Raw genomic sequence first — 22598 nt, 5'->3', positions numbered from 1 at the left:
AACGGCTCGATCAACGCCCACGACTCATCGGTCAGCTCATGACGACGCACCACGCACAGACCAACGACGCCGACACTTTGCGGACACGACCTAGGGCCTCGTTCGGACCATGCCGGGCTCGCGTGCCCTGCCACCGCCCCCTGATCCGGTGTCATCCGGACGCGGGAGGAACACCGCCGGCAGCCCGAGCGGCCAGGCGACGGCGGGGGCCACTGCACGACCGCACCGAGCCGACCGGGGCACGGCCTCCGGCAGCGCGAGGGCGAAGCGGAGCCGTAGGAGCAGACCCGCGGCGGCGCACGCCGGCCCCGGGGCGTACGCCGCACCGGTCGTCAGGACCGAGGGCCGCGGCCGAACCGGAGCATGTCGGCGGCCCAACGGCCCGCCGACGCCGCGGCCCGGCCGGGCCGCGGCCGTCAGCTCTGGGCCAGGGCCACCAACTCGAACGCGGTCCTGCCGTCCAGCGACTCGCGGATGATGTCGGCGTGGCCGGCGTGCCGGGCCGTCTCGCGGATCAGGTGCAGGCACAGCCAGCGCAGCGAGACGCGGCCCTCGGGCGGGAACCAGGGATCGGGCGGCAGCGGGAAGGTGTCGTCCAGACTCGGCGCCGAGCGGATGAACGCCTCCGTCCCGGTGGCCACCCGCTCCCAGTACGCCAGCTGCGAGGCGACCGTCTCGTCGCCGACCAGCTGGAACGTCTCGTGCCAGTTCGACTCGTCGCGCCGCACCGCCGGCGGTTCCTGCCGGGCCCGGGCGACCCAGCCCTGCTCGACCTCGGCGACGTGCTTCAGCAGGCCCCCGAGGGACAGCTCACTGGCGCTGGGGCGGGAGCGGGCCTGCTCCTCGGTCAGCCCCAGCAGGGACCGGCGGATGCCGCCGCGCTGTTCCTCGATGAACGCGAGCAGTGCCCCGCGCTCGTCGCCCTTCGCCTCCGCCGCCACGTGCGTGACCATGACCGGCCGCCTCTCATCGGGTCCTTCTGCCTGACACCGATGACGCTACGGGCCCTTGCGGTCAACCGCTGTCCGCAAGGGCCACCCCTGCGGGAGGACTAGAACGGGAAGGCGCTGCGCCCGTGCTGCACCGAGATCCACTTGACCGTGGTGAACGCCTCCAGCGTCGTCTCGCCGTTGAGGCGGCCGATGCCGGAGTGCTTCTCACCGCCGAAGGGCACGAGCGGCTCGTCGTGGACGGTGCCGTCGTTCACGTGGAACATGCCGGTGTCGATCCGCTTGGCGAAGGCGACGCCCCGCTCGATGTCACCCGTGTGCACCGCACCACTGAGGCCGTACGGGGTGTCGTTGACGATCCGCACCGCCTCCTCCTCACCGTCGAACGGGATGAGGAAGACGACCGGGCCGAAGACCTCCTGCTGGAGCAGCGCGGAGTCGGCGGGGACCCCGGTGAGCACGCTGGGTTCGACCAGGTTGTCGGTCGTGGCGCCGCGCACCAGGGCGGTGGCGCCCTCGGCGAGGGCCTGCTCGACGGTGCCCGAGAGGGCTCCCGCCTGCGCGGAGTTGATCACCGGACCGATGACGGTCTGCGGATCGCGCGGGTCGCCGACCTTGAGCGTTCTGACCTTGGCGACGAACTTCTCGGTGAACTCGTCGGCGACGGAACGGTCCACGAGGACCCGGTTGGCGGCCATGCAGACCTGCCCCTGGTGCACGAACCGGCTGAAGACCGCCGCGTCCACCGCGTAGTCGAGGTCGGCGTCGTCCAGCACCACCAGCGCGCTGTTGCCGCCCAGTTCGAGGACGGAGCGCTTGAAGTTCGCGGCGCAGACGGTGGCGACGTGCCGGCCGACCTTGTCCGAGCCGGTGAAGGAGATCACCTTCGGGACCGGGTGCTCGATGAACGCGTCACCGATCTCGGCGATGTCGGTGACGACCACGTTGAGCAGGCCGCCGGGCAGCCCGGCCTCCTCGAAGATCTTCGCGATCAGGGTGCCGCCGGCGATGGGGGTGTTCTGGTGCGGCTTGAGCACCACGGCGTTGCCCAGCGCGAGGGCCGGGGCGACCGACTTCAGCGACAGCAGGAAGGGGAAGTTGAACGGGCTGATCACGCCGACGACGCCGACCGGCACACGGTAGACGCGGTTCTCCTTGCCGTCGGTCGGTGACGGCAGGATCCTGCCCTCCGGGCGCAGCGCGAGGTGGACCGACTCGCGCAGGAACTCCTTGGCGAGGTGCAGTTCGAAGCCGGCCTTCACGCGCGTGCCGCCCAGTTCCGCGGTGATCAGGTCGGCTATCTCCTGCTCGCGGTCCTCTATCAGCCTCAGCGCCCGCTCGAACACCGAGCGCCGGGTGTAGGGGTTGGTGGCGGCCCAATCCTTCTGGGCGCGGGCGGCGGCCCGGTAGGCCTCGTCCACCTCGTCGACCGTGGCCACCGTGATCGAGGCCAGCTTCTCGTCGTCGTAGGGGTTGAAGTCGATGACGTCCCAGGAGCCGGTACCCGGGCGCCACTCGCCGCCGATGTACTGCTGGGCCAGGTCGGTGAAGTAGGACGACATGTGATCCCTCAATCGCTAGCGGACACCAGATCTACGCCACGTCTGATCGGACGTCATCGTACTGGCGACAAAAGGGAGTTGGGGCGCGTCAGGACAGCTGCAGGAGGCCGCGGAGCACGTCCCGGCTCTCGTCCGGGCCGGGGCTGTCCTGCTGCAGTTCCTTCAGTGCCTGCTCGTACTGGGTGACGTCCTCACGCTTGTCCAGATAGAGGGCGCTGGTCAGCTGCTCCAGGTAGACCACGTCGGACAGGTCCGCGTCGGGGAAGCTGAGGATGGTGAAGGCGCCGCTCTCGCCCGAGTGGCCGCCGAAGCTGAACGGCATGACCTGGAGCCGTACGTTGGGGCGGGCGGAGATGTCGATCAGGTGCTGGAGCTGGCCGCGCATCACCTCGCGGTCGCCGTAGGGGCGGCGCAGGGCGGCCTCGTCCAGGACGATGTGGAACTCGGGGGCGGCGTCGGAGAGCAGGTACTTCTGCCGCTCCAGCCGCAGCGCGACCCGCCGCTCCACGTCGGCGGCGCTCGCGCCCTTCATGCCGCGCCGGACCACCGCGCGGGCGTAGTCCTCGGTCTGGAGCAGGCCGTGCACGAACTGGACCTCGTAGACGCGGATCAGCGAGGCGGCGCCCTCCAGGCCCACATAGGTGGGGAACCAGCTCGGCAGGACGTCGGTGTAACTGTGCCACCAACCCGCCACGTTGGCCTCCCGGGCGAGGGAGAGCAGCGACTCGCGCTCCGACTCGTCGGTGATGCCGTAGAGCGTCAGCAGGTCCTCCACGTCCCTGGTCTTGAAGCTCACCCGGCCCAGCTCCATCCGGCTGATCTTCGACTCGGAGGCGCGGATCGAGTATCCCGCCGCCTCGCGCGTGATGCCCCGCGCTTCACGCAGTCGCCTGAGTTGCGAGCCGAGCAGCATCCGCCGCACCACCGATCCGGGCTCTCCCGCGCTCACGTTCGCCAGCCTCCCCAACCGTCTCCAGGGGCCGAAGTCTGCCACTAAAACACTTCGAGCAGTACTCGGCCGGTTACGGAAACGGAAAGACCTCGGCCGTCGTGGCGGGGTCCGGAGCGGGAGAGGTCGGGACCTCTGACGGAAACCGTGGGGAACCGCCGGGTAGATGGCAGAAAAAATGGCCAAGAAGTGGTACGGGCAGCCTCATTTCGGTCACGTGCACGTGCATCTGCCCTTGCATCTGCTCTACGCATCCGAAACCATGGGTGCCGCGCCACCGCTGCATCGCAACGACCGCGAACAACCGGGAGTGCCTCGCATGGGGACGAATGGATCGACCATGCTCAAGCCGTTACGGCAGGGCCTTCCGCCGTTGGACCCCGCAGCCGTGTCCGATGCCGCCTCCTGTGCCCTGCCCGCCCGGTACGAGGCGGTGCGCGAGGCCCGGCGCTTCACCCGCGACACTCTCGACCAGTGGGACGCCGGCGACCGCTTCGACGACATCTGCCTCGTCGTCTCCGAACTCGTCACCAACGCCCTGCGCCACGCGCTGCCGGCCGATCAGCGGCGCGGCGACGGGTGCGGCCCGTCCGTGCGGCTGCACCTTCTGCGCTGGACCGAGCGCCTGGTGTGCGCGGTGCGCGACCCCAGCCACGAGACGCCGGTGCCGCGCGACTCGGAGGACTTCGCCGCCGAGTCGGGCCGCGGGCTGTTCCTGGTCGACTCCTTCGCCGACAGCTGGGGCTGGCACCCGCTCGCGGGCGCCCTCGACGGCAAGGTGGTCTGGGCGATGTTCCGGCTCAAAGCGGCCGGCTGATCCGGTACGGCACCGGCGGACGCCCGCTGTCTACGCGCGTCGGTGTGCCGCGTGCGTGCGCCTGTGCCCCCGACATCGTTGCCAACGGGCCGTCCCGTGAAGGGGCGGCGTCAACTGCCCACCAGATGGTCGAACTCGCCGTCCTTGACGCCGAGGAGCATCGCCTCGATCTCCGCCCGTGTGTAGACGAGCGCCGGCCCGTCCGGAAAGCGCGAATTGCGGACGGCGACCTCGCCGCCCGGCAGTCTCGCGAACTCCACGCAGGAGCCCTGCGAATTGCTGTGCCTGCTCTTCTGCCAGGCCACTCCGTCCAGCTGCGTGGCAGCCATGCCGTTGTACACGTCGTACCCCCCGTACACGTTGTCAACGTCGCGGTCCACAGGTCGCTCCCCGGTGGTGCACTGGCTGATGTGGCCATAGATGCTGTGGTCAACTGACCCGGATCATAACTCTGTTCACGTGCAAACGCATGAGCAGATGCACGTGCACGGGGAGTGGTCCCGCGATTACGGTCTTGACGCCTGCTTTACGAAGCCGGCCCAGCGCCTGTCCCGAGCAGGCAGGCCGTGTCCGGCCCGGCCTCACCCGTGATCGCGCGTGCCGTCCTGCGGGCCGCACCGTGCGGATCGAACCCCCGTGCACTAGGAAGAGACGCGTAGCGAGCCCTTACTGTTCCAGGGTTCAGGTGACGGTCCGGTCGGCGGGGTGCCGGCCCGGATCCAGGGGGGTCGCGCCGGGGTGCGCGAACCGGGCCCGCGTTCAGGGGCCATGATGCAGGGGCACCGTCACCACCACGTGGACAGGGACCTGCTCATGCGCGTCATTCCGCTCACCGTCACCGCCCTCACCGCCGCCCTGCTGCTGACCGCCTGCGACGGCGGCGGGAGCGACAGCGGCGGCAGCGCCGGCTCGGCCTGCACGATCGGCGAGGTCTCCGTGCAGATGGGGTCGGCGAGCGTGGCCCCGGCGGCGGGAGACAGCGGCGAGATCCCGGTCAGCATCACCAACCACAGCGCCCCCTGCACGCTGGACCACTTCCCGGGTGCCGTGCTGGAGACCGGCACCACGCAGGCCACGGTGCCCGCGCTCAAGGGCGCGAAAGCGCAGAAGCTGAAGCTCGCCAAGGGCGACTCCGCTTCCTTCTCGATCAGTTACGTGCGCGGCAAGGACGGCGACAAGAACACCCTGGCGGCCAGGACGGTGCGGATCAGCCTGCCCGGATCCGGCAGCACCCGGTCCTTCCCGTGGTCGTACGGTCCCGTCGCCGGCCGGGGCAGCGGCGGCGGCCCGGACGCCTCCGTCAGCGCCTTCCAGCAGGTCGGCGACTGATGGTCAGCCGAGCCGGCGGCGGGCTCCGACCTGCGCCCGGTCCGCCGCGCGGGCGCCCTCGGTCCAGCCCGCGGCGTCGCTCACCCCGCGCAGCCGGGTGCTCGTGGTCTCCGGGAACATGCGCTCCAGCCGGCCGGTGACGGCTGTCGCGCGCGTGGCCAGCACCGGCAGGAGGTCCCGGGTCACCTGGGTCTCGGCCGCGGCCGCGAGCCGGTCGCCCACGCGGTGCGCGTAGGCCGCCAGGAACGACTGCCGGAACGACTTGGTCCGCTTGCGGCCGCCGGCCCTCTGCGCCGCCTCGGCCTCGGTCATGGCGTGTGTGGCCTGCACCAGCAGCGAGGTGTAGAGCAGCTCGACGGCCTCCAGGTCCGCCTCGAAGCCGACGACGGTGGAGAAGCCGAGCGGTTCGTTCCACACCGCGCGGCAGTGGTTCGCGGTGGCCACCGCGTCCAGCAGGATCGCCTTGGCCTGCTCGTACGGCGCGTCGACGCCGATGCGGCAGGCGCCGGGCGCGTCCGGGGCGGGCGCCTCGGCGGCGAGCAGCGCCTCGTCGACACTGTGCCGTGCCATCAGCTCCTGCGCCTTGGCGCTGAGCGCCTCCGCCTCCTGCGGATAGCCGGTCGCCTCGGCCTTGGCGAGCAGCGCGCGAATGCGGCTCAGCATGCGGGAGGCGCCCGGACCGGGGGCCCGGCGCGACTCGTCCTCCAAGGGTTCCAGCGGGGGCAGGCGCAGCAGCAGGCGGTACAGCTCCAGGACGGCGGTGGCCCGCGAGAACCGGTCGGTGCCGGGCACGGAACCCTCGGGCAGGGCCTTTAGCTGGGCGGCCCAGCGGCGCCCGTGCGGCCGGCCCCGTCCGGCCTGGGCCCGGATCAGCGTGGCGGCCAGGCGCACATGTACGTCGTCCAGCTCGCGCCGCACCAGCCGTACGACGTCGGCGGGCTGCCAGCCGCGCCGCCAGGCCGCCGCCACGAAGTCCTCGCCGCGCAGCGCGAGTTCGGCGTCCGCGGCGGGGTCTGCGGCGAGCAGGGAGGCGGCCGTGTCGAGCCCGGTGTCGGTGTCGTCGTAGAGGGCGGCGCGGAAGGCCCGTTCGACGGTGCTGGCGGTACTGGTCACACCGTCGATCGTGCCATGCGGCCCCGACAGCCGGCGCCGGCCGTCCACAGCCTGTGGACAACTATCCGCGCGAACCGGCCGGGAAAGCCGGTGCCGGGCGACACCGTCAACCATCCGTTGACAGTCATTGAGTGACAACCTACGGTTGACACCATGGCAACCAACCCGAACTTCACGGCATCCGTGCGCCTCGACGACCTCATCGAGGCCATCAAGAAGGTGCACACCGAGCCTCTCGACCAGCTCCAGGACGCGATGATCGCCGCGGATCACCTCGGTGACGTGGCCGACCACCTGATCGGGCACTTCGTCGACCAGGCCCGCCGCTCCGGGGCGTCCTGGACCGACATCGGCCAGAGCATGGGCGTGACCCGGCAGGCGGCACAGAAACGCTTCGTGTCGAAGGAGTCCGCCACCCTCGACCTCAGCCAGGGCTTCAACCGCTACACCCCGCGCGCGCGGAACGTGGTCATGGCCGCCCACAGCGAGGCGGTCGCCGCACGCAACGCCGAGGGCCGTCCCGAGCACCTGGTGCTGGGACTGCTGGCCGAGCCGGAAGGCCTGGCCGCGAAGGCGATCACCGCGCAGGGCGTCCCGCTGGACTCCGCACGCCGGGCCGCGACCGCCGCGCTGCCGCCCGCCGCGGAGGACGTCCCGGACCTGATCCCCTACGGCCCCGAGGCCAAGAAGGTCCTGGAGCTCACCTTCCGCGAGGCGCTGCGGCTCGGCCACAACTACATCGGCACCGAGCACATCCTGCTGGCGCTGCTGGAGCACGAGAACGGCCAGGGCGTTCTCAGCGGCCTCGGCATCACCAAGGCGGCGACCGAGGAGTACGTCGGCGAGGTGCTGGCCCTGCTGCTGGAGCAGCAGGAGGGAGAGCGGGAGGAGTAGGCGGCGGAAGCCGGGGGTGCCGCGGAGGCAGCGCGGGGGCGGGGCCGCCGAGGCTGGAGCTGCCGGGCGTACGGGGGCTGCGCCGCCTGCGAGAGCGCGCGGGGCTGCGGGCTGCGGGCTGCGGGCTGCGGGCTGCGGGCTGCGGGCTGCGGGCTGCGGGCTGCGGGCTGCGGGCTGCGGGCTGCGGGCTGCGGGAGCTTACGGGGTGGCGGGGCTGGCGGGGGCTGTGGGGCCTGCGGAGGCTGTGGGGCCTGCGGAGGCTCGAACCGCAGGTCAGGATCGTTGTCAGACCCTGCTGCCAGACTCGTGGTCATGACCGACCGGTGGGCGCTCGCACCGGCCGAGGACGGTGGCGTGGACGTCGCCCCCCTCGGCCCGGACGGGCTGCCCGCCGGGCCGGTGCGGCGGGAGAGCGATCTCGCCGGGGCGGTGCGGAGCCGCCCGGAGGTGACGCGCTGGGTGTGGCGGTCGACCGCCGAGGTCTACCCGCGTCTGCTCGCCACGGGGGTGCGAGTGGAGCGGTGCTACGACATCGAGGACGCCGAGACACTCCTGCTGGGCCACGAGGGCCGGTCGGGCGAGCCACGCTCGGCCGCCGCCGCCCTGGCCCGCCTCCGCGGCGGACCCGTGCCGCCCGACCCGCCGCAGCGCGCGGCCGTACCGGGCGCCCAGTCCCCCCTGTTCGAGCCCGCCGGCACCCGCCTGCCCCTGCCGGACCTGCTCGCTGTCCACGCCGAGCAGCTGCGACGGCACGGCAGGACAGCGCACCCCGACCGGATGCTGCTGCTGACCGCCGCGGAGTCGGCCGGGATGCTGGTGGCCGCCGAGATGAACCACGCGGGCCTGCCCTGGAGCGCCGACGTCCACCGCGAGCTGCTGCACTCCCTGCTCGGCGAGCGGTACGCGGGCGGCGGCGAGCCGCGCCGCCTCGCCGAACTGGCCGACGAGGTGTCCGCCGCCTTCGGCCGCCGGGTACGGCCGGACCTGCCCGCCGACGTGGTCAAGGCCTTCGCGCAGGCCGGGATCAAGGTCAGGTCCACCCGCCGCTGGGAGATCCGTTCCGTCGACCACCCGGCCGTCGAGCCGCTGCTGGAGTACAAGAAGCTGTACCGCATCTGGGTGGCTCACGGCTGGTCCTGGCTCCAGGACTGGGTGCGCGACGGCCGCTTCCGTCCCGAGTTCCTCGCCGGCGGCACGGTGACCGGACGCTGGGTGACCAACGGTGGGGGCGCCCTCCAGATCCCCAAGGTGATCCGCCGGGCCGTGGTCGCCGACCCCGGCTGGCGGCTGGTGGTGGCCGACGCCGACCAGATGGAACCGCGCGTGCTGGCCGCGATCTCCCGCGACCCGGGTCTGATGGAGGTGGCCGGCCGCCCGAGCGACCTCTACCAGGCCGTCTCCGACCGCGCCTTCTCCGGCGACCGGAACCAGGCCAAGCTCGCCGTCCTCGGCGCGGTCTACGGCCAGACCTCCGGCGACGGGCTGAAGAATCTGGCCGCGCTGCGCCGCCGCTTCCCGAGAGCCGTCGCCTACGTGGACGAGGCCGCCCGCGCGGGCGAGGAGGGCCGGCTGGTGCGCACCTGGCTGGGCCGCACCTGCCCGCCGGCCGCCGGGTCGGGCGAGGACGCGGCGGAGGAGGCGGGCATCCCGGTCGGCGAGGACGACACCGGGGCGCAGCCGGACGGCCGTACCGGCTGGGCTCCCGGTCACGCCTCCGGCGACTCCCGCGCGCGGGGCCGCTTCGCGCGCAACTTCGTCGTCCAGGGCAGCGCTGCCGACTGGGCCCTGCTGCTCCTCGCCGCGCTGCGCCGCGCCTGCGCGCCGCTCCGGGCCGAGCTGGTCTTCTTCCAGCACGACGAGGTGATCGTGCACTGCCCCGCCGAGGAGGCCGACACCGTCGTCCAGGCCATCCGCGCCTGCGCCGACCTCGCCGGCCGGCTGACCTTCGGCGAGACACCGGTGCGCTTCCCGTTCACGACGGCGGTGGTGGAGTGCTACGCAGACGCCAAGTGAACGGGTCCGCGAGGCGGGCAGGGTGTCACCGCGGGGCGGGTCAGCCGTCGTTCAGCAGGTGCGTCAGCTCGGCCAGGACCGCCTGCTCGTCCGTGCCGTGCAGCGCGTCCAGTGCCGCCCGCCAGGCGTCGCGCGCCTCCGGCCGCCGCCCTTGCCCGCACAGCAGCAGCCCGTGCTGGTGCAGAGCCAGGCCGCCCATGTAGCGGTCGGCGCGGGCGTCGGCCCGGCGCAGCAGCTCGGCGCACTCACCGGCCGCCCGCCCCGTCTCCCCCAGCTGCCGCAGCGCGCGGACGAGGCCGAGCCGGGTCTGGGACTCCCCGTGCCAGTCACCGTGGCCGCCCAGGATGCGCAGGCTCTCCTCGAAGTGCCGGGCGGCGGCGGCCGGTTCGCCGAGGGTCAGCTGGGCGTAGCCGATGTTGCAGTGCGCCGAGTGCTGCACGATGACCGCGCCGATCGCGTCCCCGATGGCCAGCGAGCGCCGGTGCTGTTCGATGGCGGCACGCGGGTCGGTGTGCTCGTAGAGGTTGCCCAGGTGGCTGTGGGTGACGGCCTCCCCGTAGGGGTCGTTCAGCAGCCGGGAGTACGTGAGGCTCTGCCGCAGCGCCTCCCCCGACTCCTCGAACCGGCCGAGCCCTTCCAGCAGCAGTCCGCGGTTGTTGAGGCAGCGCCGGATCCGGGAGGCCGTGCCGAGCCGGCGCCAGATCTCCAGGGCCTGGTCGGTGAGGGTGAGGGCGTCGTTCTGCCGGCCGGTGAGGAAGTGGAGGCCCGCGAGGTCGCCGAGCGCGTAGGCCTCGGCCGCCGGGTCGGCGAGCCGCCGCGCGGCGGCGAGGGCGGCCTGTCCCAGCAGCTCCATCTCGGCGACCCGGCCGCTGCGCTGCACGTAGGGGAAGAGCAGCCGTGCGAGCACCGAGAGCGCGGCGACCGTGCGCGTGTCCTCCGTGCCGGCGTTCCGCTCCACCAGCGCGACGACGTTCTCCAGCTCCATCTCGCCCCAGGCGAAGGCCTGCTCGGCCGACTCGAAGGGCGCCAGGGCCGCCACGTCCGCGGCGTGTTCCGCCGGCTGCGCACTGGTCGGCCGCCGCCGGTCGTCCTGATCGAGCCCCGGTTCCACGACGGCCGTGAGCACCCGCTCCGCCGCGGCGGCGTACCACCGCAGTGCGGTGCGATCGGGGCCGGCGGTGTCCTGGGGGGCGGTCACGGCGGGTGCGGGGCGCGTCCTCGCGCGCGGCCCGGTGGCGGGGACCACGGGGACGGCGTCGGTGCCCGCGGGCGATGTGGCGGCATCGGCGGGAGCGGGGTCCTCGGGCGCGTCGGCGCCTGCGGCCGGTGCACAGTTCTCGGCCGCGTCCGGGATCTCGGCAGGAGACGCGGCCGGGGGCGGGGCGTGGCCGGAGGGCGTGGCCGCGTCGGCCAGTTCGCGGGCGAAGTCGCGGACCAGGTCGTGGGGGGTGTAGCGGCCGTACGCCGTCTCCTCCAGGAGGGCGACGTCGACCAGGCGGTCCAGGGCGGCCTCGGCGCGGCGCTCGTCGGTGCCGGTGAGGCGGGCGACGAGCGGCGCGCCGTAGGTGGGCAGGTCGAGGGCCCCGATGTGGCGCAGGGCGAGGGCCGCGTCCCGGTCGGCCTCGCGCTCGGCGGCGGCGAGCGCGTCGTGGGCGACGGCCAAGGAGCGCCGGACGCTCAGGTCGTCGTACTCCAGATGGTGCAATCGTCCACCCGTATCGGCCAGTTGGCTCGCCAGGACATCGGGGGTGAGGGCACGCCGGGCGGCGAGCCGCGCCGCGACCACGCGCAGCGCCAGCGGGAGCCGGCCGGTCAGTTCGACCAGTGCGTGCCCGGCGTCCAGCCCCTCCCGTCCGCTCACGGCGCGCAGCAGGGCCGCGCTGTCCTCGCCGGTCAGCGGGCCGAGCGGGAAGCGGCGCGCGCCGTCGAGCGCGGTCAGCGGCGAGCGGCTGGTGACGATCACCGCGCAGCCGGGTCCGGCCGGGAGGAGGGGCCGTACCTGGGCCGCGGTGGCCGCGTCGTCCAGTACCAGCAGGAGGTGCGCCGGAGCGAGCAGCGACCGGAGCAGGGCGGCTGCGGCGTCCGGGTGTTCGGGGATGTTCCGCGGCTCGGCACCGAGGTCCCGCAGCAGTGCGGCGAGCGCCTGTGCGGCGGTCAGCGGGGTCACACCCGGGGTGGCGCCGTGCAGGTTGACGTACAGCTGGCCGTCGGTGAAACGTTCCCTCAGCTCATGGGCGACATGCAGCGCCAGCGCGCTCTTGCCGACGCCCGCCATACCGCTGATCACGGCCACCGTGGGTGCCGGGACGGTCGGTTCGGTCAGCGCGCGGTGCAGCGCGCGGCACACGTCGGCACGCCCGGTGAAGTGCGCCGGAGGCGCCGGGAGCTGGGCCGGACGCGGCGTCTGCCGCGGATCCGGCCCGTCACCGTCGCACGGTGCGGCGGAGGCCGAAGGGGCCGCCTCACCCTTGCCGGCAGCGCTCACCCGGCCGTCCCCGCCCGGCGTGCGCCCGCCACCACCGGCCGGGCCGGGACCGCCGTGCTCGCCGCCCTCCCGCCGCCGCCCCTCGCCGCTCCCCCGCAGCACCTCGACATGCGCCTCCCGGACCGCCTGGCCGGGTTCGATACCGAGTTCCTCCACCAGCCGGGCGCGCAGGTCACGGTGGACGGCGAGGGCCTCGGCCTGCCGTCCGGTGCGGTGCAGGGCGAGCATCAGCTGACGGTGGTACGCCTCGCGCAGCGGATGCTCGGCGACCAGGGCCGCCAGTTCCGGCACGAGAGCCGCCAACCGCGCTCCGCCGACGGCGAGTTCGGCGTCGTACCGCCACTCCAGCAGGAACAGCCGGGCTTCCTGGAGGCGCTGCACGAGGGCGTAGCCGCCGAGGTCGGCGGGAAGCCCGCTGAGCGGGGCGCCGCGCCACAGCGCGAGCGCGGCGGTGCAGGCGCGGACGACGCCCGGCCAGTCACGCCGGGCGTGCGCGGTCCGCGCCTCGGTGCCCAGGGCGTCGAAGACGTGCACGTCCAACTCGCCGTGGTCGACGCGCAGCATGTATCCCGGCGATACGGCCCTGAGCCGCTCGGGGTCGTCCAGGAGCCGGCGCAGCCGGGTGACATGGTTGTGCAGCGAGGCCTGCGCGGAGACGGGCGGCGCGCCGCCCCACAACACGTCCTTCAGTGACTCGACGGAGACGACCCGCCCGGGCTCCAGCAGCAACGCGGCGAGCAGGGCGCGGACTTTCGGACTGCCGATGGCACGGACACCGTGGTCGGCGGCATCGCGGGACGCCGGGTGCACGTGCGCGTCCGCTCGGCCGGATTCCCGGGATCCCGGGGAGGTGACGTCCGACATCCCGTACGGCGGTCGGTCGTAGAGGACCGGCGGCCCCAGCAGTCCGAAGCGCAGCTCGCCCCGCCGCATCACGCCGCTTCACTGCCTTTCCGCGCGGTCGGGGCCGACCGTGCACCACGGCGGGCCCGTGCCCGCCGTTGTCTGGCGGAAATCCGCCCTGCCCACAACGGCTTCCCGCCACCTTCCGTCCGCCCGTCCGGTTGTGGAACGCCCGCAACTCCGGGCTGTCTCCGCTGCCGCCGGGCGACTTCCGGCCAGTCGGCTCACCGCTGTCCGACGAACCGTTGGCCACATGTTAGCGATCCGTTGGCGAATCCTGATGTGATCATTCCATCGGGTCCGGCCCGACGGCGCGCGCGTATGTCGCGTAACTCGGGGGAGTGTCGCCGCAGGCCGGGTCCGGGGACGAACAGGGCCCCGGCCGTCGGAGGTGAACGACCGGGGCCCCGTCCCGCCCTCTTCTCCCCCCGGCCCGGTCCGCTTCCTGGTACCCGGTGACGGCTCCCGGCACCAGCGCCGGCGCGAATGACCCGCGGGACGCCCGAGGCGCCGCACGGCCCGCCGGCGCACCGCCCGCCACCCACCGGCCGGCCCCCGCGGCCGTCCGGCCCCCCGTCGGCCCGCGCCGCTCCGGGACACGGGCCGCTGCGACAGACCGCCGTCAGCCGCCGACGCGCGTACCCGGGGCGCGGAGAAGCGTACGCGTCAGGCGTCGTCGCCGAGGCGGGCCCTGAGGCGGCGGTTCTCCTCCTCCAGGGCGGCGAGCCGGGTGCGTACCGGATCGAGTGCGGCACTGAGCTCGGCTTCCGAGAAGCGGGGCGTGATGTGCTGGTGGCAGTTCCAGTTGAACCCCTCGACCCGGATGACCATCAGGCGTTCCAGGTGGCCGGGGGTGCGCCTGGCGGAAAGTCGCTCGGTGAGGACCGGGTCGTCCTCCAGGGACTGGACGGAGGCCCGGCCGAAGATCTTCAGTCTGCGCTGCTGCGGGTAGTCCATGAGGAACAGCGCCACGCGCCCGTCCGCCCGGACGTTCCCCGTGGTGATGTACTGGCGGTTGCCGCGCACGTCGGCGTAGCCGATCGTCCGCTCGTCCAGGACATGGAGGAAGCCGGGCGCGCCTCCCCTGAACTGCACGTACGGCCAGCCGGTCTCGCTGACGCTGGCGAGGTAGAAGCCGTCGCGGGACTCGATGAAGTCGGCCTCGCCCGCCGTCAGCGGTTCGGGGGCGTCTCCCTCCATGAGCCGGCGACCGGCTGCCGCCGCGCTTCCCTGTTCACTTTGCACCTGGCGCACGGAATCGGTGTACGCCAGATGGGCGTAGCGACCCACTGGGACCTCCTGGGGCTCGGCTCGTCGGCGGCTGTCCGCCCTGCGTCGCTCGTCGCGGGGTGGTCCTGTCCCCCCCGCCGGGTCATCCGGCGTGCTGTCGCCGCTCCTGCGGTGTGGAGGCCGTCAGGATCGACGTCAGCAGGCCGGGGAACCGGTGTTCGAGTTCGTCCCTGCGCAGCCGGCTGAGCCGGGAGTTGCCCACCAGCCGGGTCGCGACGACGCCGCTCTCCCGCAGCGTGCGCAGGTGGTGGGAGACGGTCGAACGCTTGACGGGGACGTCGAGGGTGGTGCAGGAACCCTCGCCCGAGCTGTCGAGCAGCCGGACGATCTGCAGGCGTACGGGGTCGGCCAGGGCCTGTAGGACCGTACCGATGTCGACCTCGTCGAGGTCGGGCTCCGGCAGCCAGGTGTCCTTCGTGTCACGCATCACGGCCTCCATGGTGATCGCCTCTGACGATACACATCACCTCTGCCCGCCATCCGGCAGAAGAGCCGATGCGCGTCGGCAGTTACGATGCGGATCGACATAGACTACGATGCTCATCGTAAGGGACGGCATCTATCGGAACAGGAGCACCCGATGACCGACACCGCGCAAGCCGACCACGGTGAGCGCTGGCGCCCTCATGCGATGGTTCTGGCCCTGGGCACCTTCGCCGTGGGAACCGACGCGTTCGTGATCGCCGGCCTGCTCCCCGACATCAGCCGTTCGCTGCACGTCGACACCGCCGCCGCGGGTCAGCTGGTCAGCGTCTTCGCCATCGCCTACGCGCTGCTGTCGCCCGTCCTGGCGGCCCTGACCGGCAACTGGTCCCGGCGCCGGGTGCTGGTCACGGCGCTCGCCGTCTTCGCGGTGGGCAACGTCGTCACCGCACTCGCCCCCGGCTACCCGCTGGTCCTGGCATCCCGGGTGGTGGCCGCGGCGGGAGCCGCGATGTTCACGCCCAACGCGGGGGCCACCGCCGCCGCCATCGCCGGCGACGAGCGGCGCGGGCGGGCCATCGCGATCGTGACCGTCGGCCTGACGTCCTCGCTCGCTCTCGGCGCGCCGCTGGGCACCGCCATCGGGAACGCGTTCGGGTGGAGGGCGACCATGTGGTTCGTCACGGCGCTCGCCGTCGTCATAGCGCCGGTGATCGCGCTGCGGCTGCCGGACATCAGGCTCGGCACCAAGGTGGGCCTGCGCCAGCGGCTCTCGCCGCTCACCGACCGCAGGGTGGCCAGCGTCCTCACCGTCACGCTGCTGGCCTTCGTCGGGATCTACCTGCCGTACACGTACATCAGCTCGGTCTTCGCAACGGCCACCGGCGACGACGGCGGCCGAGTGGCCTTGCTGCTGCTGGTGTTCGGACTGGCCGGTACGGCGGGGAACCTGATGGCCGGCCGCCTGGCCGACCGGCACGGACCCCGGAACGTGGTCATCTGCGCCACCCTCGGTCTGGCCGCGGTGTTCCTCGCCATGCTGCCCAGCCAGAAGTCGTTCGCCGCCGCGATCGTCGTGGTGGCGCTCAGCGGAGTGGGCTCGTGGTCGGTGACCGCTCCCCAGCAGCACCGCGTCATGGCGCTCTCCCAGCCGGGGGCCGAAGCGCTGGGGGTCTCGCTCAACGCGGCCGTGATGTACCTGGCGATCTCCCTGTCCAGCGTGATCGGCGCGATCGGCCTGAACTCGTTCGGCAGCGCCGCCTCGCTGCTGCCCATCGCGGTGGTCTGCGTCCTGGCGGCGGCGCTGCTGACCTGGCTGTCCGCCAGGCCGGAGCGTCAGGCGGACGAGCAGGCCACCGGCGCCACGGCGGACACGACGACCGGTGACGTCGGGGCGTCGGCCGTGAAGTGACCCGGGTGAGTGGGCGGCGATCAGCGGATCCCGGTGGGGAACCGGTGCGCCGGGCGGCCGGCGTCGCCCCCCGGCGCACCGCGGGAGTAGGCGTCGGCGACCCGGATGAGGAAGGCGGTCTCGTGGACGAGATCGTGACCGCCCAGCGCGGACAGCCCCACGGCCCGCGTACGCGGCCCCTGACCGCGATTCTTCGCGCGGCGGGCCGCCGCCAGCCAGCGTGCCATCTCCGCCGCGTACGCGGCGGACAGGTCGGGGGCCGCCGTCGGACCGGGATCGGGGAACGGCGGATCAGGCGAGGCGTAGTCGCGCAGCACCAGGATGGCGTCACGGATCTCGATGACCTGGCGGTACACCAGCAGGCTCCAGGGGCCGCGCGGCAGCAGCAGTTCCAGCAGGCGCGGCCGGGGCGGCGCGAGGGCTACCCAGGGCACAGCGGACACGAGGTCGCGCCAGAGTCTCCACAGACGCCAGAAGTCCCTCGCGTCCCGGTGTGCACGGCGGATGGTCGAAAACGCCGGCGCGGCGATGACGGCCGCCCTGCAGAGGCAGAACACGCCCATGACGAAGGGAAGGGTCGGCGTCACCCAGGAAACGCCTGTCATCAGCCGGATCAGACATCCCACCCAGGAAAGGGCGGCCAGGCAACTGCCCAGTCCGAATAGGCCCATGGTGGTCCTGAGCGGGGATTTCTCATCCTCACGCCAGTGTCGCAGGCATACCGCGATGCACAGAATGTTCCCGGCCTGATGTATACCGATCACTATCAGCCAGAAAACATCGCTTCCGGTGCCGAGCGACTGATGGACGTTCATGCCCGGGTTCCAGCGCGCGCCGAGGATTATCAGGCAGACGATGGCCAGGCCGGAACCGAAATGAAGCCATTCTCGTTGCTGCCGGTCCGTCGTGACCAGGACGAAGTCCATGACGATGATGGCCGAGAGCACTCCGCACAGGTGGGTTGCCAGCACATACGCCTGGTAGATGTGGAAATCGCGGTCCACCAGCTCGACCAGAAAATGCCGTTTCAGCGTCATGGTGACGGCCGCCGCCGCGACCGCTATCCACAGGCCGCGCTGCTGCGGTGACCGAATGGCGGAAGGCGCCCGTAACAGCAGGGCGAGCCACATGACCGACGTACCGACGCTCTCGACCCACAGCCCGGTCGTCGTCACGTCATAGGACACGCGACAGCCCCAGCGCCGCTTCCCATTCACTCGCGGATTCGGACGGTGGTGTCTCCGGCCGGACCGCGACGGTCCGGATGAGGCTGGCGAGCATCTCGGCTTCCTGCTCCTGGCGCGTGGTGTAGTCGGTGCGCGCCAGGAGGCGCTGCGCGAGACCTGGATCGAGCTCCCCGAGCTGCCCGGGCGACCCGAGGCCGCCGGGCATGTCGAGCGTCGGGTGGTCGAACAGCATGTGACCGATCTCGTGCAGGATGATGTGTTCCTGGTGGGGGCGGCTGGTCTGCTGTTCGAAGAAGACGAAGTCGTAGGCGCCGGTGGCGAGCCACAGCCCGCAGGCTCCCGCCGCCGCCGCTCCGCTCGGCAGCGGGAGCAGGTGAAGCGGGCGCCCCCGCAGATCGGTCAGGTGGGCACAGAGCTCTTCGAGGGAGAACGGAGGCTCCAGTCGCAAGGTGCCCAGGACGGCCTCACAGCGACGGCGCAGCCGCCGGTACCGAATCCGCATACCACTCCCTGTTCTTCTCCGGCACTGTTTCCAGCGCTGCCCGAGCGAACTGGCCGCCTGCACGGTGATTACGTGTCACCCCCCACGACCGGACCGGTGGTTGCACGTGCGAGGCCCGGGACGCACGTCGGCTACCGTGGCTGACGATCCCTCAAGGCGTCAACTGTCGCTGGTATCCTTTTCCAGGGGAAGGCCCTCCAAAGCACGCAGTTGATCAATAATTTCGGCCGCGGCCACCAGCCCCTTCGTGGACAGCCCATTGGCCCGCGCGGCAATCCTGGTGACGCCCGCGTCCCGCAGCGCCTCCCACTCGCTCAGCTGGATGCCGGCCTCCCGCAGCGCGACCAGCCGCAGCAGCATGGAATCGACCTCCTCGGCGACCGCGTCGTCGAAGAAATACGCGGGCTTTACGCCGAAGAAGGCGGCGAGCGCCTCCAGGTGGTGCATCGTCGGGTTGTTGCGCGTCCCATTACGCAGGTAGGCGATGTACGCCTTCGAGATGTCCCCACCTCGTTCGCGGATCGCCCTGGCCACTTCGTCATTGCTGTATGGGCCACGGTCCCGCGGATGCACGGTGGCGAACAAGTGGTTGAGACGACTTGCGAGTGCCCCCGTAGCGGAAGACCGCGCATTTTCAGCCATGCCTACTCCGATCCGTCACCGGTCAGTCATTGACGCCAACCGTGCACCGGTTTGCATCGGTTGACAAGGAACCGCCGCCAGCTAAGCTGACTCACCGGCAACTGAGATGGCCATGGATCCCCTGAGTCTCGCGATCGTAGGGGCGGTCAGTTGCCGCGAGCAATCCCTGGCGCCGACGACCACGCATGACACGCGGTGCCGCCGCGCCTGACGCCGATCCTCTGTTCCGCGCGATCGCTCAACCCTCGGAACACGTTGACCTCCTTTTGTGCTGCGACCGGATGGGGATGACGACTCGATGGAAAAGCAAGCCGTCCAGGACACCGCGAACTGGATCCAGGTCCCCCGGCCCGTGCCCGGGGCCGCGACGCGGCTGGTCTGCTGTCCCCATGCCGGGGCGTCCGCGAGCGCCTTCGGCCCCCTGGCCAGAGCCCTGCCCGGCCACATCGAGGCACTGTCCGTGCAGTACCCGGGCCGCCAGGGCGGGCCCGGCTACCAGGGCTTCACCGACATCGGCGAACTGGCGGACCGGATCGCCGCCGAACTGCGGCCCTGGTGCGACCGCCCCTTCGCGGTCCTCGGCCACAGCATGGGATCCGTCGTCGCCTTCGAGCTGACCAGACGGCTGGAGGCCGCGGGGACGCCACCCGCGCGGCTGTTCGTCTCCGGCCGGCGTTCACCGTCGGACGGGCTCGGCGTGCACGTACCGCAGGACGACGAGGAGATCGTCGAAGAGCTCAGGGCGCTGGGAGCCATCCCGGTCAAGCTCCTCGACAAGCCCAAGTACCGGAAGTCGATCCTGACCGTGGTCCGCAACGACTACCGGGCGAACTCCGGTTACCTGGCCCCGCCGGACGCGACGGTGAGCTGTCCCGTCACCTTCCTGCTGTCGGACGCGGACCCCTACGTCGACGCGGCGGCGGCCGACGCCTGGGGGAGCCACACCACAGGGGAGCTGAAGGTCACGTCCTTCCCCGGTGGCCACTTCTTTCTCAACGAACAGCTGGCCGAGGTGGCGGAGGCCGTCACCGCGGATCTCCGCACCGGCTCCGCTGGGCGGCACACGGGAGGCATACGGTGAAGAACGTGCTGGACAAGGCCGTGCCGTCGTGGCTGGAGCCGGCCGCGGCCACCTCGGTGGACGAGATGACGGCACCGGTCAGGGACCGGTCCACCCGCGAGGTACCGGGCTCGTCGCCCACGTGCGGGGGAGACGAACTGGCCGTCCGGGTCTACGAGGAGACGTTGGCGAACGGACCCGCCACCGTGCTCCAGGTGGCGGCCGCCCTGCGCCTCCCGACCGCCACGGTCGAGCAGACCATGAGCACACTGCGCGGCCTGCGGCTGGTCAAGCGCTGCGAGGTGTCGGGCCAGTACCGGGCGGTGAGCCCGGACACCGCCCAGGTCGAGCTGGTGGTGCCGCTGGAGGAGGCCATCAGCCACAAGCGCCGTGAACTGGCCGGCATTCACGAGAGGCTGAGCTCCTTCGCCGACACCTTCAGCACCCTGCGGCGCTCCAGGCCCCGGCAGGAGGTGGTGGTGCGCTGCCACGACCCCCGGGAGGTGGAGCTGCGGATGGCCGACGCCGCCCGCGACCTGGCCGGCGAAGTGCTCGCCATGTGGCCGCTGGGCCCGGCCCGGGCACAGCAGGACCAGCCCCTGGGGCGCGGGGCGCTGCCGGGCGGCGCGCGTCTGCGGATCCTGTGCCCGCACACCGCCCGTACCAGTGCCCCCGCCCGGGCCGGTCTGCGCAGGGCGTCCGAGGCCGGCGCCCGCATCCGCACGTCCAACCACGTGTTCGAAGACCTCGTCATCGTGGGTGACGACGCGGTCTTCCTCTCCGAGCACGCCGAGGACCGGGACACCCCACTGGTCACGATCGTCTACGAGCCGGCGGTCGTGTCCCTGCTCCGCCGGGTCTACGAGTACGCGTGGCAGTCGGGGACCGACTTCGAGGCCGACGCCGTCTCGTACGGGGAGACGCTGGACGACGTCAAGGCCACCATCCTGGACCTGCTCGCCTCCGGCCTGAAGGACGACGTCGTCGCCCGCCGCATCGGCATGTCGTCGCGGACCTTCCGCCGGCACATCTCCGGCATCATGGGCGAACTCAACGCCGAGAGCCGGTTCCAGGCCGGGGTGGCGGCGGCCTGCGCCGGCCTCGTGGGTATGCGCGAGCCCTGCCCGCAGGTGGGCCGGGCCGGCTGAGCGGTCCGTTCCAGGCACGGTCTGCAAGGGCCCCGCGAGGGGGCCCCGGCAGGCCGTGCCTTCATGTCTTTTTTGGCTTCTTCCGGCTCCGCCGGCCGATTCCGCTGGCCAGGAGCGGCCAAGCCGCTTTAGGTCGTTGCCACGTACAGCCAACGCTCATTACTGTTTTTTCAGTGCCCCATCCGAATCGGAGGATGTTCGAGCATGGTCAGCAAACTGATTGATCAGGATGACCGGTTTCTCGGAATCCTGGACCGCCTGACCACCAAGGCGATCGACGACTACTACAACCCGTACAAACTGTTCGAATGGCCGGACAGCCTGCCGGAGAACATGTGGTGGATGAGCCCGGAGCTGACGACGACGCACGGCACGGAAGCCGCCGCACGACTCACCGAGGAGCAGCTCTACGCGCTTTCGCGCTACGAGAGCATCAACTTCTACAGCCTGAACGTGCACGGCATCCGGGAACTTCTCATCGAGGTCACCAAGCGGATACACACCTCGGGCTTCGAGACGCCCTCCGAGTTCTTCCACCATTTCATCGGTGAGGAGAACGAGCACATGTGGTTCTTCGCCGAATTCTGCCTGCGCTACGGGAAGAAGATCTACCGGCAGCCTTCCGGCGCGAACGTCGAGATCCCGCGCTCCGACGTGGAGAGTCTGCTGGTCTTCGCCCGCATTCTCATCTTCGAGGAGCTGGTCGACCACTTCAACTCCAAGATGGCGCTCGACGACCGGCTGCACGAGACCATCCGTGGCATCAACCGGATCCACCACCAGGACGAGTCCCGGCACATCGCCTTCGGCCGCGAACTGGTCTCCGCGCTGTTCGAGGAGGTGAAGCGCAGCTCCTCCGAGGAGGAACTGAAGGACATCACCGCCTACATCAGGCGGTACATGAGCTACAGCTTCGAGTCGCTGTACAACCCGCAGGTCTACCGGGACGCGGGGGTCGAGAACCCGCTGGATCTTCGCCGGGAACTCCTCGACTCCCCGACACGGCCGGAGTTCGAGAAGAGCGTATTCCGCAAGACCACCAAATTCCTGGAGAAGACGGGGCTCATCTGATGACCGACGCCCACGCGACCCTCGACCTGTCCCAGGCGCTCGTCATCCTCGACCCCGACCGGACGGACCTGCTCAGGGAACTCGACCGGACCTTCGCCGGCTGGGGAACATCCGCCGGCGCCCGCGAGATCCTCCCGCCACCGCTGTACCCGGTCTCCGACCTGGAGAAGTTCGACGTCTACGCGAACTTCCCGCACCTGGCCCTGGTGGCGGCCCCGCTCGACGTGGACAGCGGTGCGGCCAAGCCCGCTGACGGTCGCTTCGCACCGTCCGACCTGCGGGAACCGCGGCTCGGACTGCCGCACGCGACCTGCTACGGCGCCTACCTGTACTACGAGAGGAGCCGGGTCACCGACAAGACCCTGGTGACCCTGGTGAACCGCTGCTTCCGCAACGAGGAGTACTACGGCGGACTGCGCCGGCTGCTCAGCTTCCAGATGCGGGAAATCGTCGCACTGGGCTCGTACGAGCACACCCAGCAGGTTATCTCTGCCTTCACGGAGCGCATCACCGCGTTCGCAGAGGGGCTGAATCTCGGACTGGAGAAGGTGGCCGCGTCCGACCCGTTCTTCGAGAACGACGGCGCCCGCGCCCTCATGGCGAAGCTCAGCCCGGTCAAGTTCGAATTCCAGGCCGCGGACGGCCTGGCGATCTCGTCGGTGAACACACACCGAAATTTCTTCGGCGAACGCTGCGACATCCGCCTCACGTCCGGCGACGAATACGCGTACACGAGCTGCGTGGCATTCGGACTGGAACGGTGGCTGTCCGTTCTGCTCGATCTGCACGGCGGTGACGCGCGGCAGGCGCTGGAATCCGTCAGGGCGGCCGCCCGGCAGGTCGCCTGAC

Annotated in this window: 20 protein-coding genes; 9 read left to right on the top strand and 11 right to left on the bottom strand. The window is 71.5% G+C overall.

Annotation, left to right across the window (positions count from 1 at the left end; all coding sequences use genetic code 11):
- Window positions 1-416: 416 nt before the first annotated feature.
- The 3 genes from ACF1BE_RS06515 to ACF1BE_RS06505 form a co-directional block, all read right to left on the bottom strand.
- The gene (locus ACF1BE_RS06515) at window positions 417-953 is read right to left on the bottom strand and encodes a DinB family protein (RefSeq protein ID WP_392197821.1); all 537 of its coding nucleotides are present in this window, start codon (window positions 951-953) and stop codon (window positions 417-419) included.
- A 98-nt stretch (window positions 954-1051) separates the two neighbouring features.
- On the bottom strand, window positions 1052-2512 hold the full coding sequence (locus ACF1BE_RS06510) for an aldehyde dehydrogenase family protein (protein WP_392197820.1): 1461 nt from the start codon (window positions 2510-2512) through the stop codon (window positions 1052-1054).
- Window positions 2513-2600: 88 nt separating this feature from the next.
- Window positions 2601-3425: a helix-turn-helix domain-containing protein gene (locus ACF1BE_RS06505; protein WP_392197850.1), complete on the bottom strand. Its 825-nt coding sequence runs from the start codon at window positions 3423-3425 to the stop codon at window positions 2601-2603.
- Between the two features lie 355 nt (window positions 3426-3780).
- On the opposite strand from ACF1BE_RS06505, the gene ACF1BE_RS06500 reads away from it, so the two are divergent.
- Window positions 3781-4278, top strand: coding sequence for an ATP-binding protein (locus ACF1BE_RS06500; protein WP_392197819.1), 498 nt, complete (start codon window positions 3781-3783; stop codon window positions 4276-4278).
- 110 nt (window positions 4279-4388) lie between these two features.
- Here ACF1BE_RS06500 and ACF1BE_RS06495 read toward each other — a convergent pair whose 3' ends face one another.
- Window positions 4389-4658: a DUF397 domain-containing protein gene (locus tag ACF1BE_RS06495; RefSeq protein ID WP_205614162.1), complete on the bottom strand. Its 270-nt coding sequence runs from the start codon at window positions 4656-4658 to the stop codon at window positions 4389-4391.
- A gap of 433 nt (window positions 4659-5091) precedes the next feature.
- Between ACF1BE_RS06495 and ACF1BE_RS06490 the strand changes: the two genes are divergently transcribed.
- Complete coding sequence (locus ACF1BE_RS06490; protein WP_392197818.1) at window positions 5092-5607, top strand: DUF4232 domain-containing protein; 516 nt, start codon at window positions 5092-5094, stop codon at window positions 5605-5607.
- A 3-nt stretch (window positions 5608-5610) separates the two neighbouring features.
- On the opposite strand, the gene ACF1BE_RS06485 is transcribed toward ACF1BE_RS06490, so the two are convergent.
- Window positions 5611-6720 carry a DUF2786 domain-containing protein gene (locus ACF1BE_RS06485; RefSeq protein ID WP_392197817.1) on the bottom strand — a complete coding sequence of 370 codons (1110 nt, stop codon included), beginning with the start codon at window positions 6718-6720 and terminating at the stop codon, window positions 5611-5613.
- 153 nt (window positions 6721-6873) lie between these two features.
- Here ACF1BE_RS06485 and ACF1BE_RS06480 point away from each other — a divergent pair, with 153 nt between their 5' ends.
- Together ACF1BE_RS06480 and ACF1BE_RS06475 are read left to right on the top strand one after the other, a co-directional pair.
- Window positions 6874-7614 carry a Clp protease N-terminal domain-containing protein gene (locus ACF1BE_RS06480; protein ID WP_392197816.1) on the top strand — a complete coding sequence of 247 codons (741 nt, stop codon included), beginning with the start codon at window positions 6874-6876 and terminating at the stop codon, window positions 7612-7614.
- Window positions 7615-7926: 312 nt separating this feature from the next.
- Window positions 7927-9627, top strand: a complete 1701-nt coding sequence (locus ACF1BE_RS06475) for a bifunctional 3'-5' exonuclease/DNA polymerase (protein WP_392197815.1) — start codon at window positions 7927-7929, stop codon at window positions 9625-9627.
- Window positions 9628-9667: 40 nt separating this feature from the next.
- On the opposite strand, the gene ACF1BE_RS06470 is transcribed toward ACF1BE_RS06475, so the two are convergent.
- The 3 genes from ACF1BE_RS06470 to ACF1BE_RS06460 all read right to left on the bottom strand — a co-directional run bounded on the left by ACF1BE_RS06470 (window position 9668) and on the right by ACF1BE_RS06460 (window position 14732).
- Window positions 9668-13045: a BTAD domain-containing putative transcriptional regulator gene (locus ACF1BE_RS06470; RefSeq protein ID WP_392197814.1), complete on the bottom strand. Its 3378-nt coding sequence runs from the start codon at window positions 13043-13045 to the stop codon at window positions 9668-9670.
- A 636-nt stretch (window positions 13046-13681) separates the two neighbouring features.
- On the bottom strand, window positions 13682-14305 hold the full coding sequence (locus ACF1BE_RS06465; protein WP_392197813.1) for a pyridoxamine 5'-phosphate oxidase family protein: 624 nt from the start codon (window positions 14303-14305) through the stop codon (window positions 13682-13684).
- A gap of 82 nt (window positions 14306-14387) precedes the next feature.
- Window positions 14388-14732 (bottom strand): ArsR/SmtB family transcription factor, encoded by a 345-nt coding sequence (locus ACF1BE_RS06460; protein ID WP_392197812.1) that lies wholly within the window; start codon window positions 14730-14732, stop codon window positions 14388-14390.
- 153 nt (window positions 14733-14885) lie between these two features.
- Between ACF1BE_RS06460 and ACF1BE_RS06455 the strand changes: the two genes are divergently transcribed.
- A complete protein-coding gene (locus tag ACF1BE_RS06455; RefSeq protein WP_392197811.1) occupies window positions 14886-16139 on the top strand; it encodes an MFS transporter in 1254 nt (417 codons plus the stop codon).
- Window positions 16140-16159: 20 nt separating this feature from the next.
- On the opposite strand, the gene ACF1BE_RS06450 is transcribed toward ACF1BE_RS06455, so the two are convergent.
- The 3 genes from ACF1BE_RS06450 to ACF1BE_RS06440 form a co-directional block, all read right to left on the bottom strand.
- The gene (locus ACF1BE_RS06450; RefSeq protein ID WP_392197810.1) at window positions 16160-17326 is read right to left on the bottom strand and encodes an MAB_1171c family putative transporter; all 1167 of its coding nucleotides are present in this window, start codon (window positions 17324-17326) and stop codon (window positions 16160-16162) included.
- Entirely contained in the window at window positions 17316-17828 is a 513-nt protein-coding gene (locus tag ACF1BE_RS06445; RefSeq protein ID WP_392197809.1) for a hypothetical protein, read from the bottom strand. Before ACF1BE_RS06445 ends, ACF1BE_RS06450 begins: the two co-directional genes overlap by 11 nt.
- A gap of 159 nt (window positions 17829-17987) precedes the next feature.
- A complete protein-coding gene (locus ACF1BE_RS06440; RefSeq protein WP_392197808.1) occupies window positions 17988-18413 on the bottom strand; it encodes a helix-turn-helix domain-containing protein in 426 nt (141 codons plus the stop codon).
- A gap of 355 nt (window positions 18414-18768) precedes the next feature.
- On the opposite strand from ACF1BE_RS06440, the gene ACF1BE_RS06435 reads away from it, so the two are divergent.
- From ACF1BE_RS06435 to ACF1BE_RS06420, 4 genes are all read left to right on the top strand, one after another.
- Window positions 18769-19551 carry a thioesterase II family protein gene (locus ACF1BE_RS06435; protein ID WP_392197807.1) on the top strand — a complete coding sequence of 261 codons (783 nt, stop codon included), beginning with the start codon at window positions 18769-18771 and terminating at the stop codon, window positions 19549-19551.
- Window positions 19548-20678: a LuxR family transcriptional regulator gene (locus tag ACF1BE_RS06430; RefSeq protein WP_392197806.1), complete on the top strand. Its 1131-nt coding sequence runs from the start codon at window positions 19548-19550 to the stop codon at window positions 20676-20678. The genes ACF1BE_RS06435 and ACF1BE_RS06430 overlap by 4 nt, the downstream gene beginning before the upstream one ends.
- 204 nt (window positions 20679-20882) lie before the next feature.
- On the top strand, window positions 20883-21749 hold the full coding sequence (locus tag ACF1BE_RS06425) for a diiron oxygenase (RefSeq protein WP_392197805.1): 867 nt from the start codon (window positions 20883-20885) through the stop codon (window positions 21747-21749).
- Window positions 21749-22597, top strand: coding sequence for a hypothetical protein (locus ACF1BE_RS06420; protein WP_392197804.1), 849 nt, complete (start codon window positions 21749-21751; stop codon window positions 22595-22597). Before ACF1BE_RS06425 ends, ACF1BE_RS06420 begins: the two co-directional genes overlap by 1 nt.
- Window position 22598: the final 1 nt, after the last annotated feature.

The organism is Streptomyces sp. NPDC014991, from assembly GCF_043080665.1.
In the GTDB taxonomy this organism is placed as follows: domain Bacteria; phylum Actinomycetota; class Actinomycetes; order Streptomycetales; family Streptomycetaceae; genus Streptomyces.
This window is presented reverse-complemented; position numbering and strand designations above follow the sequence as displayed.